This is a genomic window from Allobaculum stercoricanis DSM 13633 (assembly GCF_000384195.1).
Lineage (GTDB): Bacteria > Bacillota_I > Bacilli_A > Erysipelotrichales > Erysipelotrichaceae > Allobaculum > Allobaculum stercoricanis.
In genome coordinates this window covers 1,064,889-1,082,132 of the sequence record NZ_KB913034.1, presented here as the reverse complement: position 1 = coordinate 1,082,132, position 17,244 = coordinate 1,064,889, and the positions used below count along the sequence as shown (strand labels likewise).

Below are 17,244 nucleotides of genomic sequence, written 5' to 3'. Positions count from 1 at the left end.
AAAGATCGAATGCTATAAACAAGTTTGCTCACAGGGGGGGCTCCTTTCACAAAACAATAATGCATTTCTATGTGCATTCAATATACCACGCCGTATCAAAATGCGCAACAAACACGCACACACCACAATTTAATTGAATAGAATGTGCATTTTAACTAAAAAAATATTGATCAATTAATGAATAAGTCAAAACTTGAGACAATTTCAATCAGTTTTTCTTGTTCACGTGATTTTTCTGAGTCTAAACGAAATGTTTAGAGAAGTGTTGCGCTAAAATGAAATAAGTAGCAAAAGTAAAAATTGAAGTAGGAAATTGAGCAAGTAAAAACGCTTACTTTTTAAAAATGAATTTTTTTTCATATTTTGAAACATTCTTTCTTTACTTTATTTTTTCATCGCTCAAAATAGGTGTAGAAAATGATCATGGATTAAGTACAATTGTACACCATCCGCACTCTGATCGTTTTGCTACTTTAGCAAAGTAACAGGCGATTCTTGTATTCATTTTTTCAATTTAAAAATGAGAGAATGAAGAAAAGAACGTGAAAGAAAGGATACATATGCTTAAGAAAATTAGTATTTCCAATGGCCAGGTTGTATTGAACTACAACCGAGCATACCCAAAAAGTCGTGAAGCTTTATTAAAAAGTAGAACTTTTGAAAAGTTCATTACTTATTTCGTACGCATTCAGAAAGAGACTTATCCAAAAATCTATTTCTACCTCACTCAGGATGAAAAATTAGATGTACCAGCGGCTGCTCATGAATTCGTATCATTCTTACGTCAGCTGATTGTTTTTGACTATGAAGAACTTTTGGATAACCCATTAACAAGAGATCGTGATGTTCTTCTAGAAGTTATCGAAGAAATCTATCATGGATGGCGCTCTTTAAACCGTTTCGGTTTCATGAACTCTAACAACACACCAGACTTTGGAATCAACACTTTAGTTGCTCGTGATTCCAATTTAAATGATTTGATTTTAAGAACTTATCGTTTATATGAAGAAAAAATCATGGGTCGCCCTAACTTGGTTTATCGTCAAGTTCAAGCGGGTACGAATGCGTGCTTCTCTGTTCACCAAAGAAAAAATCTTATTGCAGAAGATTATCTTCCATTAAATAACGTTCCAATGATCGATACGGTTATGTTACGTACGCCAATGATTCTTCACCCAAAAAGTTCAAAACGTACAGGTATGTTTACAGAAACGAAGTATCATCCAACGGATATGCTTGAAATTAACCAAGATGAATGGTTCTGCTTACCAATCAAAATCGGTAAATTATTATGCTTTGTCTACTTTAATATGAAATTCATCGACCTTGCTTTATCCATGGTGAATTTATTTGAATTAGCCACAGTTGAAGAGTCTGAAACAAAACCAGATTTGATCATGATTTATGGTAACGAAGATGGATTAAACGAAACAAAATATTACCACGACAAATTGAATAATATTTGGGTAGGACGTATCTCTGATCATCCACGTATGGAATACTTTGGATACCTCAAGAAAATGGCTTTAACTTTACATAACCTTGCCATGATGGAAAGAGGTTGGTTACCAATCCACGGTGCGATGGTTAACATTGTATTAAATGATGGCCGTCAAAAAGGAATTATCTTGATGGGTGACTCTGGTGCAGGTAAATCTGAATCTATCGAAGCTTTAAAAGGTGTAGGTAAAGATTTAATTCGTGATGTACAAGTTGTATTTGATGACATGGGAACAATTCACATTGAAGATGGTGTGCCATATGGTCAAGGTACAGAAACTGGCGCCTTCATTCGTTTAGACGACTTGGATCCAGGTACTCCATATAAAGATATGGACCGTTCTGTGTTCTTTGCACCAGAAAATCCAAATGCGCGTATGGTTGTTCCAGCATCTAGTTATTCTTTCATTACGCAAAATCATCCAATCGACTTGTTCTGCTATGCCAATAACTACACAGATAAAAAAGGTATGAATAAATTACCTCTAGATGTGTTTAAAGCAACTTGTAAAGATGGAACACGTATGGCTTTAGGTACAACTCAAGAAAAAGGTTTATCTAAAACTTACTTTGCAAATCCATTTGGACCTATGCAAGAACAAGAACTTTGCGATCCATTGATCGATACAATTATGGCTTCACTTGAAGAAAATGGTGTTTTCTTAGGTGAAGTGTATACACACTTAGGATTTGATAAAACTAACCGTTCTGGTATCGAAGATGCAGCAAAAGAACTTTTGGCATTTATCATGAACGAAGAAAAAGATCATGAAACAATTAAAGAAGAAAATGCCAAACAAAAAAAGACGTTGATTCAGCAAGCTGAACAAGAAATTTCAGACTAATCATTTGTGTTTTAGGAACGAGATGGCTAATGTAATGAATATAGAAATATTCATTTAAGGAGATTAATTATGGATTCTTATACACCAAATAATATGCCACCAATTCCAGAAGATGCTTATCGTCGTCGTCAAGCAAATTTCAATATGGATAGTCATTATTATTTGACTTATTCATTTGGGTTGATGGGAGTTGGTTTGTGCTTAACTGCTTTAGTCTCATTTTTAGTGCTTGCCACTGGATTCTATAACGTCATTTTTTCCAATGGCTTCCTGTCGACGATCTTGTTATTAGTTCAATTCGGATTGGCGATTGGATTAGGCGTTGCGATGAATAGAGCTTCTGCATTAACTTTATTGGCGATGTTTATTGCGTATTCATGTGTGACAGGAATCACTTTTTCAACGCTTGGACTTGTTTATGCAGGTTCTACGTTGTTCTATGCTTTTCTGATTACAGCGGTTTATTATTTCTGTCTTGCCTTTGTAGGTATGACGACTAAACGTAACCTTACAAATATCGGAATGTTTGCTCTGGTTGGTCTGATCGTATTAGTGATTTCGCAAATTGTACTCATGTTATTTAGAGCACCAATGAACGTACATTTATATAGTGCACTTGGCTTGATCGTTTTCACTGGAATTACAATGTGGGATGTTCAACGAATGAAAATGATTTTGATGCAAATTGAAGGTGACGACTTAACCGCAAAAAAATGGGCTGTATATTTTGCTTTAGAACTTTACCTTGATTTTATTAATATCTTCCTATATATATTGCGCTTAATTGGAATCGGTAGTAGCTCAAGTAACGACTAATTCATTATGATTTCGAAGAAGTAACGATGAAGATTTATTCTTCAGTTTCGTTACTTCTTTTTTGGTTTAATAATTGTATGGTATGAATCGAGGCGATGTTAAATCGTGTTTTAATTATGGGGAATATGATTATTTTGATGATTTAAGGGCAATAATGAATCATATCAGATATACTGATGTATAAAGATCACGATTCAATCCAGACTTGTTTTTAGGATTGAATACACGCTGAACAAGAAAGAGAGGACAAAACAACATGTATTTCAATGTAGAGCTTAAAAAGGTTGGGAAGCTATTGATTGCATTCTGTTGCGCACTGATGGCATTCAATTTTGTAGCTTGTTCAAATCAAGATCAATCTTCTGATGTAAGCAAGCTTGAATTTGAAGATGCGACTGAATTATTAACGAACATCTGGGATCGTGAAAACATCAATGACAAACCGAATATGGTCTTTGGTGGAATTGGCGAAACAATGGTAGAAGAAAAGCCGGGAGCAGTAGATATTGCTCAAAAAGATTCTATTGAAGGCGTATTATATGTACCAATGGACTTGGCAAATTCCAGTACAAGTGGAGCATGTGTTATGAATGCGATCATGGCCAATGATTTTACTGCTTCAGCATGGCAATTAAAGGATGATGTTGATGTAGATGCACTTCAAACGCAAATTGAAGAAAAATTAAAGAGCGCTCAATGGTTGTGCACATTCCCAGAAGAATACGATATTGTTGTTCAAGACGGATTTGTCGTTGTTGTTTATGGTAAAACAGCCCAAGTTCAGCCATTTGTCGAAGCAGCTAAACAAGTGATGGCAAATGCTGAAGTTACAACAGGACAATTTGAAGCGTAGTTTTTGAATTTTAAAATTTATAAATATGCAAAAAGCGAGTGATTTAGCTCGCTTTTTTTAGCCTGTAAATATTCTTTGGGAGAAATTAAGAAATGAATTTAAATACTTTAAAAATAGAGAAGGAAACTCCAGATGGATTTAAAATATGCTTTATTCATCGCTTATATTCCAATAATTTAGTGTTCAAAATTGGTTAGTTTTAGCTAGATTAGAGTTATATTAAATTCTAATGAATATATTTTAAGAAAAAATTCTAAAAAAAATTGATGAATGACTTGCGTCTTTGGTTCATCTTTTGTATATTATATGAGCGCTAAGCAAAGTGGTTCCGTAGCCAAGTGGCTAAGGCAACAGACTGCAACTCTGTGACCGTCGGTTCGACTCCGACCGGAACCTCCATCATGGGATCGTGGCGGAACAGGTAGACGCAACGGACTTAAAATCCGTCGGCCATTGCGGCCGTGAGGGTTCGATTCCCTCCGTTCCCACCATTTGTTAATTAACTCGATAGGATATATCTATCGAGTTTTTTCTTACTTGAACGAATTTCGAGCTAACAATTAATTTTAATAAAATCGAAATTTATTGTTGACCTGAAGAATGATTCATGTATAATGAACAAGTACTCATTCATTGGGTTGGTCATTAACAAATGATTGAAAATTGATTGATATCGACAAATACAATTTATTTGGGATCGTGGCGGAACAGGTAGACGCAACGGACTTAAAATCCGTCGGCCATTGCGGCCGTGAGGGTTCGATTCCCTCCGTTCCCACCATTTGTATATTTACCGATAGGTTTTAAACCTATCGGTTTTTCTTTTTTCAAAATTCCTTTTGAAATTGGATGACGGGAAGATCAAAGTATTTGTTCAATCAATGAAAAACAAGGCTAGGAAATAAGCGAGGAAATTAGAATGAATAGAATCTAGCACTTTTTCGACTAAGATGATCATAGAAAAATGAGTTTGTTTTGTTTGATCTGAATTTTCGAAAACTAGCGTGCTGATCTTGCTTTCGTTGAATAAGCAAGATATCGAGTTAGAATAGAATTAGAGAAAAAGACGGGGGAGGATTGAATATGTACGAGTTTTACCAAAAATTGGAGGATAATCCGAAGATATCGTTTGTGATCTCGGTCATTAAAGTTTTATTATCTGCATTTTTACAAAGCTATATTATGCAGGTCTTTATGAATCCTTGTAATTTGATCTCTGGTGGATTCACAGGGATTGCTTTATTTATGAGTCGAATTGGCTCGGCGATGGGCATGGAGTGGTCAACATCATTTTTGATTATTTTACTAAACTTACCAGTTGCTCTATTTTGTGCAAAAGCAATTTCTAAACGGTTTGTAGTTTTATCAGCGATTCAATTCGTGAGTGTATCTGTGTTTTTAACGATCTTTCACTTTGAACCGTTCTTCTATGATGTTACGGTTAACTTGTTGTTTGGTGGAATCTTATGGGGCTTTTCTTGCTCACTGGCATTAACTTCTGGAGGTTCAACTGGCGGAACTGATTTTATTGCGCAATATGTTGCAAAAAAAATCCACCGCTCAATCTTCAATATTGTGTTTTATTTTAACTGCTGTATGTATATTGCATATGGAATGGGATTTGGCTGGATTTATTGTGCATATTCAATTATTTTCCAATTTTTATCGACTACAGTTATCAATAAAACATATAAACGTTATCAACGTGTTTCAATTGAAGTCACTTGTAAAGACCCTAAAATTATCATCGATGCTTTTATGAGTACTGTTCGCCATGGAATGTCAGTTATTGAATGTACAGGGGCTTTCAAAGGGGAAAAGTATTATATTTGTAAATCTACGATTTCGGCATTTGAATTAACACCAGTTTGTCATGCGATTGAAAAAGCAGATAAAAATTGTTTGATTAACGTTTATCGATCATTGAGTTTCTATGGAAACTTCTTTGAAAAGCCAATCTAAAATTGAATGACATCTTTAAACAGAATAGCTAGCAAAACTTTGATTAAAGGGAATTGCTAGCTTTTTATATACTTAGTTGTGATCTAACCTTTTGTGTTTTGAGTTTGTTTTAATCTTTGGTTAAATGGCCTTTTGTATGATTCATGAATTAGATTTGTTATAATCACAGGATGAAAGGGGACAGATATGAAAAGACCTTATTTCAAACAGAAAGAACAACAAGATGGAACGCAGCGCGTTGTATCGAATCGTATTTTGGTTTTAGCATTAGTTATTGTCTCCATGTTTCTTGTCATGGTTGTTCGTCTTGTGGATATCCAAGCGTTTGAACATGCTGCTTATTTAGCCAAACAAGATGATTACACGTCGATCAAGCAGTATACAACTGCACCTCGTGGGCAAATTTATGATTGCAAAGGCCGTGTTCTCGCAAAAACTGTACCTTGCCATAACATGGTTTTTATTACGCCAAATAACGTTGATTATGAAGATCTTTTGATTTATGCCGATCGTGTTGGAACTGTATTCGAATTGAAAAAAGAAGATTTTACCCAATCAGAGCTTAAAGATGCTTACTTGCGCTATGCTTCTTTATTAGAAACAAGTGATCCGGCATACAACGGAATGGATTTGTTAACAGAAGAAGAAAAAGCTCAATACCAAGCCGGTGAGATGACTTCCTCTAAACTTCGCCAAATCCAGCTTGCTGCAATTAATGATGAAAAGATCAATTCTGTAGAAACACGTGATTTGATTCAAGCGGCTGTTTATGAACGAATGGCAAGTAATGCTTCTACCGGACAGGCAAGTGTCATTATCGAAGATATCGGAGATGAAGATTCCGCATATCTTATTGAACATAAATTGGAATTTCCAGGTTTTGATGTCGACTTCAATGGGTGGAAACGCGAATACCCTTATGGTCAAACGTTAAGTGATGTTATAGGCTCTGTAACGACTTCAACAGAAGGGTTACCAGAGAATTTAGCGGAAGAATATTTAGCAAAAGGTTTTCAACTCAATGCCCAAGTTGGACGAAGTGGTTTGGAATATCAATATAACGATATTTTAAGTGGGACAAGCGAAATTGCGAAAATCACTTATGAATCGAATGGATTAGCTCGTAAAGAAATTATCCAACCTGCCGTAAAAGGACATGATATTCATCTTTCAATCGATATAGATTTACAACAAGATGTAGATGCAGTTTTAAAAGATGTATTGACTCGTCTTGGTGGAACAGAGAATCGTGAAAACTTTTATTCACTATTTACGTGTCTAGAAAATCCAAATACTGGTGATGTCTTGGCATTATCCGGATATTTGATGGATCCAGAAACTAAACAGTTATCCTATTATGCTTCAGGAAACTATACGTCTTTAGTCAATCCGGGAAGTTGTGTCAAAGGGGTTACCGTTTATATGGGATTATCTGAAGGCGTTGTTACTCCTGGAGAAGTGATTAACGACGAAGTACTCAATATCGGTGGTGAATTACTTGGTTCATTCACCAATCATGGCTTAGTTGACGATGTCTCTGCTCTATCAGTATCCTCAAACGTTTATATGTTTAATATTGCGATGCGTTTGGGTGGCTATCAATATGTTTCAGGTCAACCACTAGGTATTACTGATGTTTCGGGAACCATGAATAAAATGCGCCAATACTATTCGATGTTTGGTTTGGGGAATGAAACGGGATTAGATGTTCCGAATGAAATCAATGTTTATGCTGCTGGAAACAACACAGCAGGAATGATCTTGAACTATTCCATTGGTCAGTTAGATACATATACTCCTGTTCAATTGATGCAATATGCAGGAGTCGTTGCAACAGGTGGTAAGATGTATCAACCACGCTTTTTACAATATGTAAAAGAAGTGAATGGTGATCAAATCTTTGATATTAATGAAGTGAAATTAAAACAAGAACTACCAAGTGAAAATACCGAATATTTAAATCGCGTTCAACAAGGATTTAGAGCTTGTGTCGCTGACAAAAACTGTGGGGATCCATTATATGCAAATGAGCACGAAGTTTCAGCAAAAACCGGTACAGCAGAGGTTAATGAATGGACAACCGCAAACTTAGTCGGTTATGCACCAGCTTCGAAACCTACTGTATCTTTTGCTTGTTCAGCACCAACTTCATCAGTCAACAGCCAGGCATTGTCGGGTAACGTATGTACTACAGAAGTGATGGGACCAGTTTTAGATCGCTATTTTGAAAAGTATCCTGAAGAAAAGTAAATGAATTGCACAGCGTATGGAAGCAAATTCGATCATCATCGATCGCGCTTTGTACGCTGTTTTTTGAATTTTTATTCGCTTTCAGTAAATAAGAGCATAAAAAATAGATTTAATTTAGAATCTACTTGTTCTTTTGATTTGGGATTTGTTGAAACGGATTATATGGATGTGTTATAATCTCACAAGCAAATGAGCGAGGAGGGAAGACAATGAGAGACCGCATCACTTTCAAATGCTCTGAATGTGGAAATGAAAACTATATCGGCACTCGGAATAAGAAAAAACATCCGGATCGCATGAATATTAAAAAATACTGCCCTAAATGCAATAAAATGACAGAGCATAAAGAGAAAAGATAATCGCTGCAATTTTGCAGCTCTTTTTTTGGCTTTCTTATTTGGTCAGGCACCTCGCCCAAACGGATAGAAAGCTTTTTTTGTACCCAAAATTCGCTTGGTTGTAATGGGCTTGAACCAAACTCATCGAGCAATTTATATTCGGGTTTTAACCTAATTCCGTATAATATGAATACGTAATTTAGTCCAACTGAATTCGATATATAAAAATCGAACGATAAACAGAAAGGTTTTCTATGAAAGTAATTTGTAAACCAGTCGGTCCTGTAATGGCAAACTGCTATTTTGTGATTAATGATCAAAATCATTGTTTAATTATTGATCCAGGTGATGATGCTAAAACTCTAACTAAGACAATTAATTCATTATGTGTAGAAGTAGATGGCATTCTTTTAACACATGCCCATTTTGATCACATTGCTGCAGTCGACCAACTCGCTAAAAATTTCAATGCTGACGTATATATTTGCGAAAAAGAATTCGATTTTTTAAGTGATTCAACAAAGAATGCTTCAGCTGTCTTTATGGGCGTGCCAGAAATTGTTATTCATACTCAGCCTAAAGCACTAGTGATTGGAACAAATACAATTGGAACGTTTGAAGTCAAAGCTTATTACACGCCAGGTCATTCTATCGGTTCGATGATCTTCGCCATTGATAATGACTTATTTACAGGAGACACCCTATTTCAAGGATCTATTGGCCGAACAGATTTGCCAAGTGGATCGGATAAACAGATGAAAAACTCATTAAAGTTCATTAAATCGTTTAAAACGAATTATACGATTTATCCAGGACATGGAGCTTCATCTACTTTGGAAATTGAAAAAGCGCAAAACCCTTATTTCGTTCATAACATGTTCTAAAAAATCTACCGTACTTCATTAAGAATTAGAAAGTAGAACGTGTACAACACTCAGTCTGTAATTTGGCTATACATTGTTTCTTCTTGATGTTTTATTGATAGTGTATATAATGACTTCATAATTAAACAGCGGGGAGCTTGATGCATAAAGATATGCAAACAGGCTGAGAGGAAGGTAGGACCTTCGACCCATTAACCTGATTTGGATAATGCCAACGTAGGGACGCTTGAGAGATCGTGTACGCAAATGGAAGTTACCCAAAAAGGTGCCTTCCATTTTTTACATTCTGTCTCCTGCTGAATAATCATTAGATAAAGGAGCAAAATATGAAATTCAATAACGATGATATGCTATTGTACGCCGTTACGGATCGGGCGTGGCTTGGTAATCAGACACTTGATGAACAAGTTGAAGAAGCGCTTCAAGGAGGAGCGACCTTTTTACAATTACGAGAAAAAGAACTAAATGATGATGATTTTTTTGCAGAAGCGACCAGACTACAAAAACTTTGCGAAAAATATCACGTTCCATTTGTGATCAATGATAACGTAGATATCGCTTGTCAAATGAATGCAGATGGTGTTCATGTCGGCCAACTAGATATGGAAGCCGGTGACGTCCGTGCTCGAATTGGCGAGGATAAAATCCTTGGCGTAACTGTACAAACTGTCGAGCAAGCTCTTCTTGCTCAAGAGCGTGGAGCTGACTATCTTGGTGTTGGTGCTGTCTTTCATACCGGATCGAAAGCTAATGCGAGTGTGATCAGTTTTGAAGCGCTCAAAGCAATCTGTGACGTGGTGACTATTCCTGTGGTTGCTATTGGTGGGATCAACAAATCTAATGTTTTAGAATTAGCAGGAAGTGGTATCTCTGGGATTGCCGTAATCAGTGCAATATTCGCCGCAAAAGACATTTGCAAGGAAACATCAGAACTCAAAATACTCACCCAACAGGTGGTCACTAGATGATCAAAGGAGCGATTTTTGATCTGGATGGAACGCTTTTTGATTCAATGTCTATTTGGAGTACAATCGGGAACGATTATTTACTCTCTTTAGGAATTGAACCAAAAGAAAACTTAGCAGAAACATTTGAAACGTTTACCTTAGAGGAGTCGGCTGAGTACTACCGTAGTCATTATGGTGTCACTTTATCAATAAGTGAAATCATAAATGGTATTAACGATATGCTAAGTGATTTTTACCGAAACGAAGTTCCATTAAAAAAGGGCGTTGTAGAACTACTCGAAAAGTTTTCCCAAAATCAAATTAAGATGTGCATCGCTACTGCTATGGATAAACAATTAGCGCACGAAGCATTGCTTCGTTTGCATGTACGTGATTATTTTATACAAATCGTTACAACTCAAGATGTTGGATCAGGTAAAACTAACCCAAAGATTTACCTAAAAGCTCTTGAATATTTAAAAACTGAAAAACAGGAAACACTTGTATTTGAGGATGCTTATCATGCTTTGGTGACCGCAAAGAATGAAGGATTTGTTGTTGTAGGCGTTCATGATGGGTATGAATCAATCCAAACAGAGATACAGAAAATATCAGATTATTACATTACAGATTATCTAACGGCATTTATTTAGAATCATGGCGGCAGATTGAGAAATTCTCACTGCCGCTTAATTAATAATATAAGAAAAAATGAAGAGACATCATGATTAAGCACAGCCAATGATTCTTGTGGATGAGCGAGGATTAAGGAGTATACGGAAGCAATTAAAATGATTCTAATAAATTCAATGGAGCAAGCATAATTTGATAGACACTAATTGCTAGTAAACCAACAGAGCTATAGGCAAAATATAAAATATAGTTGGAAATTTTCTTCGTTATGCGCTCTAGTTTGAGTAAGCTGCTTTCTTGGTAAGATTTCATCATAGTTTCCATCATGGAAACTTGACTTCCAATCTCAAAAAAACGAACAAACAATTCATCCAAACGATTATCTTGACGAATGCAATTCATTAAAGAGTATCCTAATGAGAGTTTTTTATTCCAATGACGTGAAAGAATTGAGGCAAATGGAAATCCGGTTGCTTTTTGCATAAAAGAGATCGTTTGTACTGTCGCAAGGCCACTATTTTGAGTACATTCAAAAAGTGCAGCACACTCACATGAACATAATATTTTTAAAAGGGGAATCTTAAACAATAAAGACCAGATCAAGGCATAATTCGGTTTAGTATAAAGAAAGTAAGCAATCAATATGCCGATTACGGCTACGATAAACCAAAATAAACCACTCAAAATTTTTAAACCGTCGAGTAAAGCGGTGTCTTCATGTTCGAATGCACTAAAGGCGGGCAGAATGTTGTTAGAGAAAAACCAAATTAAAATGCTCGCAAAAGCCATAATAAATAACGGATAGAGGGAATTCGTGAGAAGTTTTTTCGTTAATAGCTCTCTAGTTTGTTGAAGTTTTTGATCGTATTGTACGGCTTGTGAAAGGGAAAAGTACTCCATCAAAGAAGCCATCCGCTTTAATCGTCGTCCTTTTTGATGGTGAACAATTTCAAAGAATGGTACACCTTTTTGTAAAAGATCGGTAATAGATTCGTGTTGGTGAAAGGAAAGATGAATCGCATCTTGAAATGGTAAACCATTTTTTTCTAGTAAGGAGAAAACCTCCATTTCATTTTCAGTCATAATCGGATAATCCTGCTTGTGCCCGACAGGTTTCAAAAGAAAGTCCAGGATTCGCTTGCAAAGGATTTGCGAATAATCTTTCGATGTCTTGTTCGTTCCAGATTTCATAAACACCCTCTTTTCTATTGCCAACATTTTCAAGTCGACAGACAAATATTCCTTTTAGTACGCAACGTAATTCTTCACGATCTACCCCTAAATCCAATAATCGATAAAGACATTCTTTACCACTACCGCAATGCAGCGTAGTAAAAACTAAATGACCCGTTAAAGAGGCACGTAAAGCCATTTTTGCAGCGTATGATGTTCGACATTCACCAAAGAATAAAATATCTGGATCGTGGCGCATGAGCTCTTCGATCCCGTTTTCATAAGTAATTCCGCGCGCATCGTTGACTTGGATTTGAATCATTTTCGATTCTTGAATTTCGATTGGATCTTCAAGGGTCACGATTTTTCGATTTTGATGATTCAAGATTTCATTGAGTAAGGCATGTACAGTAGTTGATTTGCCTGAACCAGTTGGTCCACAACTAATCACTAATCCGTGCTCAATGTTACTCATTGCTTTTAGCTTGGTAATCGCAAGACTTGCACTAGACAGATCATTGAGGGCAAAGTGATGACTAGAATGTAACAGACGGATGACGCCTGTTTTGACTTGATCCGTTGTCATCATGGAAAAACGGCAATCCATTTGACCTTGGTGGAGTTGATAAGAAAATTCTCCTGATTGAGGCTTGTAGGGTAAACATAAATCCATCCCGGATATGAATTTGAGGTATTCTAAAAAATCGAGATGAATGATGTCTTGATCGAGTTTGATTAAGCCTTGAGGTGTTCGCAATAAAATGTCGAGAGAATCTTCTTTGGCTTCAAGGTGGATGTCTGTTGCGTTTTTTCGTAATGCATATTCCAAAATAATCCGACACAGTTCTTTCATAGCCTCTCAACCTCTTCATCTTTTTTATAGGAGTAAATGTATAGTTCGTTTCGAAAAATCAAAAAAATTGATTTTTCGAATAGAAGATAGAGAATAGTACAGGTACAGAAAAAAGGGGTGATGGTGTGCAAATTAGAACCTCGCAAAAACAGATGTCTGAGTCATTTTGGACAATTACATTTTTAACGCTCTCAGGTGGCTTTCAAGATGCTTATACATATTTTTCTAGAGGGAAAGTATTTGCGAATGCTCAGACAGGGAATATGGTGTTAATGGCCGCGAATGTCATTGAAGGAAACATATCAGGATTTTTACGTTATTTATTTCCGGTTCTAGCGTTTTCATTAGGGATTGTTTGTGCTGCCTGTATTAAAAATCGAGTCAAGACGATATCTTTACATTGGCGACAGAGTGTTATGTTAGTAGAACTTGTATTATTATTGATCACGCCGTTTATTCAGCTGGATTATCTTGCTAATAGTTTGGTTTCATTTGCATGTGCAATGCAACTACAATCTTTTAGAAAAGTTCATGGGTATCCATTTGCATCAACGATGTGTATTGGAAATTTACGAAGTGGTTTAGATTGTTTGGTTTCTTCATTTGAAACGAATGATCCTGCTAAAAGGAATCGAGCGTTCCAGTATTTTAGGATTATACTGACTTTCATCATTGGGGCAGGCTTAGGTAAATGGGCGTGCGATGGATTTGGACGTTTTGCAATATGGGGAAGTGTCCTATTATTGCTATTCTCTTGGGTATTGATGTTTTTAGATCCAACTCCTTCTATTCCTTTAGAAGAAGAATAAAAAATTTCTTAATAACAAAAAGAACAAGATCCATTTCATTTTTGTAGATGAGATGATCTTGTTTTTTGTAGAGGACTGGTTTCTTTGCAAAAGGAAGAATGGGCAAAGAGAAAGGGCTAGTTCCTTTCGGTTCTAGCCCTTGAGATGTTCGGATATAATTTTGATCAGTTTTGTGACTGCTTCACTTTAGATCTCTCTAGTGAATTCTTATTTACAGTCAGTCAACTTATTTGTTCCTCCTGAATGATTTTTAATTTGGACTTTTCAATCTCTAATCTCTTTCTTCGCTTTTCCTGTTCACTCGTTTTGTTCTTTTTGAATCAGGTAAGTTTTATTCCTTTTTTCCTATCTATCTTTTGATACTCATTTGATTTTTTTTATTAATCAAATATAGGATTTTTTAAAAGGCTGATATTCATTTTCTTCACGATTCTTTTTAGAAATCGTTTTTGGTCGTTTTCCTAAATCTTATAATCTTTTTTCTACTTCCTCCACATTTTATATTGTTCAGATTCAGTAGTTATTTTTTATGATTATATGCGCAAAGGATGTTATTTGATTTAGACGATTTTTGAAAATGTTCAATTGATCTTTCCGATTTTTCGTCTTCACTAACTACTTTTTTAGCCTGCTAGTGATTTGACTCTTTTTATATAGATTCATTCAGTTTATTCAGGATCTTGTCGATACAGCCTGTGCTTGACTCTAACTTTTATTGTTAAGCAGTTGCCTCAGGGACTTAGATTTAGTCTTTCAATCAAATTTTGTAATCTTAAGGTCATGTCTTATTGTTCATGCCTCTTTTTAACTTTTTCAATTCCTGCTTTCTTTACAACAAGTATTGAATTTTTTTGAATACTTTTTTGTTCATTTTCACTTATCTTTTTGATGTCAAAATTTTGATTTTAGAAGTATTTTCTTTAGTGCTCTTACACTTGATCAAAATTATACTTTTTGATCATTTATTCTTACTTCTTTTTATTGTTCTGTATCTGCTTTTGTTGTGCTTGTTAAGCAAGTCTGTTTGGAACTTTCCCTTTTTACAGGGTAGTGACAACGTTTAGGAAATCCTTTCGGATGATTTTTACGTCTTTACTGACGCCTGATCTATATCCTTCACCTCTCTTTGTGTTAGGGAAGATTTTGTTTCTTCTCCTTGCACCTATAAAATACCACCTTTAAAGCAGAAGAAAAGGATGTTTGCTAAGGTGGTTAGTAAAGCGGCTTACTTGGTTTTGCACTAATTTTATAAGATAAAAATAGCTCAAAATTAGCTATCAAAAATAGTCAAAATAAGAATTCTCTTTGTTTGGCGCTTTGAATTTTCTGAAGAAGAGTCATCTGTAGTTTATGTATTAAGATTTACCTTAAAAGTTTTCAACGAAACGTTTGAAGCAAAAATATAACAAGAAATCCTTTCATTTGTTTTGCACATTATTAGTCAAGATCAATCGTTGAGTATTCATTTTTAATCAAATTTCTAAAATTTAAAAAATTATCTAAATTTGTGACCATAACAAGGTGAGGTGAAAATATGTCGACGAAGAAAAATGGTTTTACGATTTTAGAAATGATGATTGTGATGATGGTTGTAGCTTTGTTGTTGTTGATCACTTTGCCAAACATTCAACAAAAAGAAAAAATTATTCGCGAAAAAGGATGCAAAGCTTTAGTTGAAATTGTTAATTCTCAAATTTTACTTTATGAAATTGATGAAGAACAAACCCCAAGTAGTGTGCAAGAGTTAATATCAAAAGGTTATCTCAAAGAAGGACAAGATCGTTGTCCAAATGGAAGTAGTGTGGTGATTGATAATGGAGAAGCAAAAGTTGCGGAATAATAATTTGAATCCAAACATCACTATAAATAAGCTACAGCCCAAAAATGGATTTACGATCGCCCAATGTTTATTGGTGATTTTAATGGTTGCTGTTATCGTGCAAGTCTTTGGCGTTCATAAACAAGAAGAGTCACTTAATTTATTTGCTCAAAATCTATTAAATGAAATTCAAATTGAACAGTATAAAGCGATGAGTACACGATCAAGAAAAGAAGTGGCGATTGATGTACATCATGCAAAAACTGACGAAAAAATTATTGATTATCCAAGATCGGTAACTTGTACTTACCAAGTTTTAATTTTTAATTCTCGAGGCAATATCGCAAAAGGAGGAACGATTCAATGCAATCAAGGCCAAGAAGAAATACATCTCGTTTTTCAACTTGGAGCGGGAAGGGGAAGAGTAGAAAATGAATCAGAAATATAATTTTGGGCAAAACCAGTCATTTTCGCGATTTGAAGTTCAAGAGGCACCGTTTGATTTGATGTTGAAATCGAAAAGTACATTTTTGAATGCATTAAAAAGAAAGCAATGTAAAATACAAACTCAAAAAGAGCCAAAAAAGCAAGGGGATAATCAAGTGAAAATCAATGGTTTTATGGTTTCTGAGGCATTACTTGCATTGTTGATTTGTTCAATTAGTGGATTTCTTGTTCTCACTTCAAGTTGTGCGTTATCTAAAGCAATGCAAATGGATGTTCAAAGTGAGATGAATATCGATTTTGATTTGAATATTGAACAATATGATAAACGAACAGAATAAGCGAATAAAAAATGGATTTACGCTTGTTGAACTATTGTTAGGTATGATTCTAGCCACAATTATTGCGAGTATTTGTATGTTACAAGCAGGGGTGTTAGTGAAAGGAATTCAAGTGAAGCCAGATCATCAAGAACAATTTGCGATATTACAAATTCGCGAACTTGTTTCGCTATCAGCGCATGCATCAGTGCGTGATCACGATTTAGTGCTATATGAGAATGGCGAAGAAGAAATCTTAGAATTTGATCAAAATCGTTTGGTTAAACGACCTGGTTATGAGATTTTTATGGAAAATCTAGAGGACGTGTATTTTGAACAAAAAGACCAAAAGCTTTATCTGGTATTTACCAAAAATAAAAGAACCAAAACATTTCAGATCGGTTAATGGATATATCCTAGAGCCGGTTTTAATTCTTTTTATGTTTGTTTTATTATTTTCTACTTGGGTGGCGATCCAAGTTGAGGCACGTTCATATCTGCTTAGCGCGGCTAAAAGAAGCGATATCGATTTAAGTATTATTGAACGGGCAAAATATGTTGCCGGAGATCTAGCTTGGAAAAAACGTTGTGGTTTAGAATTTGAAGATCAACAACAATTTAATGAATTAATCAAAGATAAAAATGTGTACTTTCGCGATCTTGATACTTATTTAGAATGCTCTTATGTTGATCAAGACCAAACGTATAAAATACTCGTATTTTATGACGCAACGGGTATTGTGAAAGTTGAGTACGATAAGAATTAAAGAAAGTTTGACTGAGTATGTAGCTAAATAC

At 35.3% G+C, this 17,244-nt stretch carries 17 protein-coding genes, 3 tRNA genes and 1 riboswitch; of the genes, 18 read left to right on the top strand and 2 right to left on the bottom strand.

The genetic code is table 11. The features are described 5' to 3' along the window. Positions 1-560: 560 nt before the first annotated feature. The 12 genes from ALLST_RS0105010 (at position 561) to ALLST_RS0104955 (ending at position 11,048) form a co-directional block, all read left to right on the top strand. Positions 561-2,345: a phosphoenolpyruvate carboxykinase (ATP) gene (locus tag ALLST_RS0105010; RefSeq protein WP_019892994.1), complete on the top strand. Its 1,785-nt coding sequence runs from the start codon at positions 561-563 to the stop codon at positions 2,343-2,345. Positions 2,346-2,414: 69 nt separating this feature from the next. After that, complete coding sequence (locus ALLST_RS0105005) at positions 2,415-3,161, top strand: Bax inhibitor-1/YccA family protein (protein WP_019892993.1); 747 nt, start codon at positions 2,415-2,417, stop codon at positions 3,159-3,161. A 256-nt stretch (positions 3,162-3,417) separates the two neighbouring features. Further along, positions 3,418-4,014: a hypothetical protein gene (locus ALLST_RS0105000; RefSeq protein WP_019892992.1), complete on the top strand. Its 597-nt coding sequence runs from the start codon at positions 3,418-3,420 to the stop codon at positions 4,012-4,014. Positions 4,015-4,338: 324 nt separating this feature from the next. Beyond that, positions 4,339-4,413: transfer RNA gene (locus tag ALLST_RS0104995), tRNA-Cys, on the top strand. A gap of 4 nt (positions 4,414-4,417) precedes the next feature. Next, positions 4,418-4,505, top strand: a tRNA-Leu gene (locus tag ALLST_RS0104990). Positions 4,506-4,707: 202 nt separating this feature from the next. Further along, positions 4,708-4,795, top strand: a tRNA-Leu gene (locus ALLST_RS0104985). A 302-nt stretch (positions 4,796-5,097) separates the two neighbouring features. Further along, positions 5,098-5,976 carry a YitT family protein gene (locus tag ALLST_RS0104980; protein ID WP_019892991.1) on the top strand — a complete coding sequence of 293 codons (879 nt, stop codon included), beginning with the start codon at positions 5,098-5,100 and terminating at the stop codon, positions 5,974-5,976. A gap of 186 nt (positions 5,977-6,162) precedes the next feature. After that, positions 6,163-8,226 carry a peptidoglycan D,D-transpeptidase FtsI family protein gene (locus ALLST_RS0104975; RefSeq protein WP_019892990.1) on the top strand — a complete coding sequence of 688 codons (2,064 nt, stop codon included), beginning with the start codon at positions 6,163-6,165 and terminating at the stop codon, positions 8,224-8,226. Positions 8,227-8,435: 209 nt separating this feature from the next. After that, the gene (rpmG, locus tag ALLST_RS0104970; protein ID WP_019892989.1) at positions 8,436-8,585 is read left to right on the top strand and encodes a 50S ribosomal protein L33; all 150 of its coding nucleotides are present in this window, start codon (positions 8,436-8,438) and stop codon (positions 8,583-8,585) included. A gap of 233 nt (positions 8,586-8,818) precedes the next feature. Next, entirely contained in the window at positions 8,819-9,448 is a 630-nt protein-coding gene (locus tag ALLST_RS0104965) for an MBL fold metallo-hydrolase (RefSeq protein ID WP_019892988.1), read from the top strand. Positions 9,449-9,567: 119 nt separating this feature from the next. Beyond that, positions 9,568-9,688, top strand: a riboswitch (TPP riboswitch). An 86-nt stretch (positions 9,689-9,774) separates the two neighbouring features. Further along, positions 9,775-10,416, top strand: a complete 642-nt coding sequence (gene thiE / locus ALLST_RS0104960; RefSeq protein ID WP_019892987.1) for a thiamine phosphate synthase — start codon at positions 9,775-9,777, stop codon at positions 10,414-10,416. Then, positions 10,413-11,048, top strand: a complete 636-nt coding sequence (locus ALLST_RS0104955) for an HAD family hydrolase (protein ID WP_019892986.1) — start codon at positions 10,413-10,415, stop codon at positions 11,046-11,048. The genes thiE and ALLST_RS0104955 overlap by 4 nt, the downstream gene beginning before the upstream one ends. 133 nt (positions 11,049-11,181) lie before the next feature. Here ALLST_RS0104955 and ALLST_RS0104950 read toward each other — a convergent pair whose 3' ends face one another. Both ALLST_RS0104950 and ALLST_RS0104945 read right to left on the bottom strand, forming a co-directional pair. Next, positions 11,182-12,111 carry a type II secretion system F family protein gene (locus ALLST_RS0104950; RefSeq protein WP_019892985.1) on the bottom strand — a complete coding sequence of 310 codons (930 nt, stop codon included), beginning with the start codon at positions 12,109-12,111 and terminating at the stop codon, positions 11,182-11,184. Further along, a complete protein-coding gene (locus ALLST_RS0104945) occupies positions 12,104-13,054 on the bottom strand; it encodes an ATPase, T2SS/T4P/T4SS family (protein ID WP_019892984.1) in 951 nt (316 codons plus the stop codon). The genes ALLST_RS0104950 and ALLST_RS0104945 overlap by 8 nt, the downstream gene beginning before the upstream one ends. A gap of 125 nt (positions 13,055-13,179) precedes the next feature. Here ALLST_RS0104945 and ALLST_RS0104940 point away from each other — a divergent pair, with 125 nt between their 5' ends. The 6 genes from ALLST_RS0104940 to ALLST_RS0104915 all read left to right on the top strand — a co-directional run bounded on the left by ALLST_RS0104940 (position 13,180) and on the right by ALLST_RS0104915 (position 17,213). After that, entirely contained in the window at positions 13,180-13,863 is a 684-nt protein-coding gene (locus ALLST_RS0104940; protein WP_019892983.1) for a YoaK family protein, read from the top strand. 1,534 nt (positions 13,864-15,397) lie between these two features. After that, a complete protein-coding gene (gene comGC / locus ALLST_RS0104935) occupies positions 15,398-15,703 on the top strand; it encodes a competence type IV pilus major pilin ComGC (protein WP_019892982.1) in 306 nt (101 codons plus the stop codon). Between the two features lie 4 nt (positions 15,704-15,707). Further along, the gene (locus tag ALLST_RS0104930) at positions 15,708-16,130 is read left to right on the top strand and encodes a hypothetical protein (protein ID WP_156816564.1); all 423 of its coding nucleotides are present in this window, start codon (positions 15,708-15,710) and stop codon (positions 16,128-16,130) included. Further along, a complete protein-coding gene (locus ALLST_RS0104925) occupies positions 16,114-16,467 on the top strand; it encodes a hypothetical protein (RefSeq protein ID WP_019892980.1) in 354 nt (117 codons plus the stop codon). Before ALLST_RS0104930 ends, ALLST_RS0104925 begins: the two co-directional genes overlap by 17 nt. Continuing rightward, positions 16,448-16,852, top strand: coding sequence for a prepilin-type N-terminal cleavage/methylation domain-containing protein (locus ALLST_RS0104920; RefSeq protein ID WP_019892979.1), 405 nt, complete (start codon positions 16,448-16,450; stop codon positions 16,850-16,852). The genes ALLST_RS0104925 and ALLST_RS0104920 overlap by 20 nt, the downstream gene beginning before the upstream one ends. Positions 16,853-16,886: 34 nt before the next feature. Further along, positions 16,887-17,213 (top strand): hypothetical protein, encoded by a 327-nt coding sequence (locus ALLST_RS0104915; protein ID WP_019892978.1) that lies wholly within the window; start codon positions 16,887-16,889, stop codon positions 17,211-17,213. The last annotated feature ends 31 nt before the right edge of the window (positions 17,214-17,244 follow it).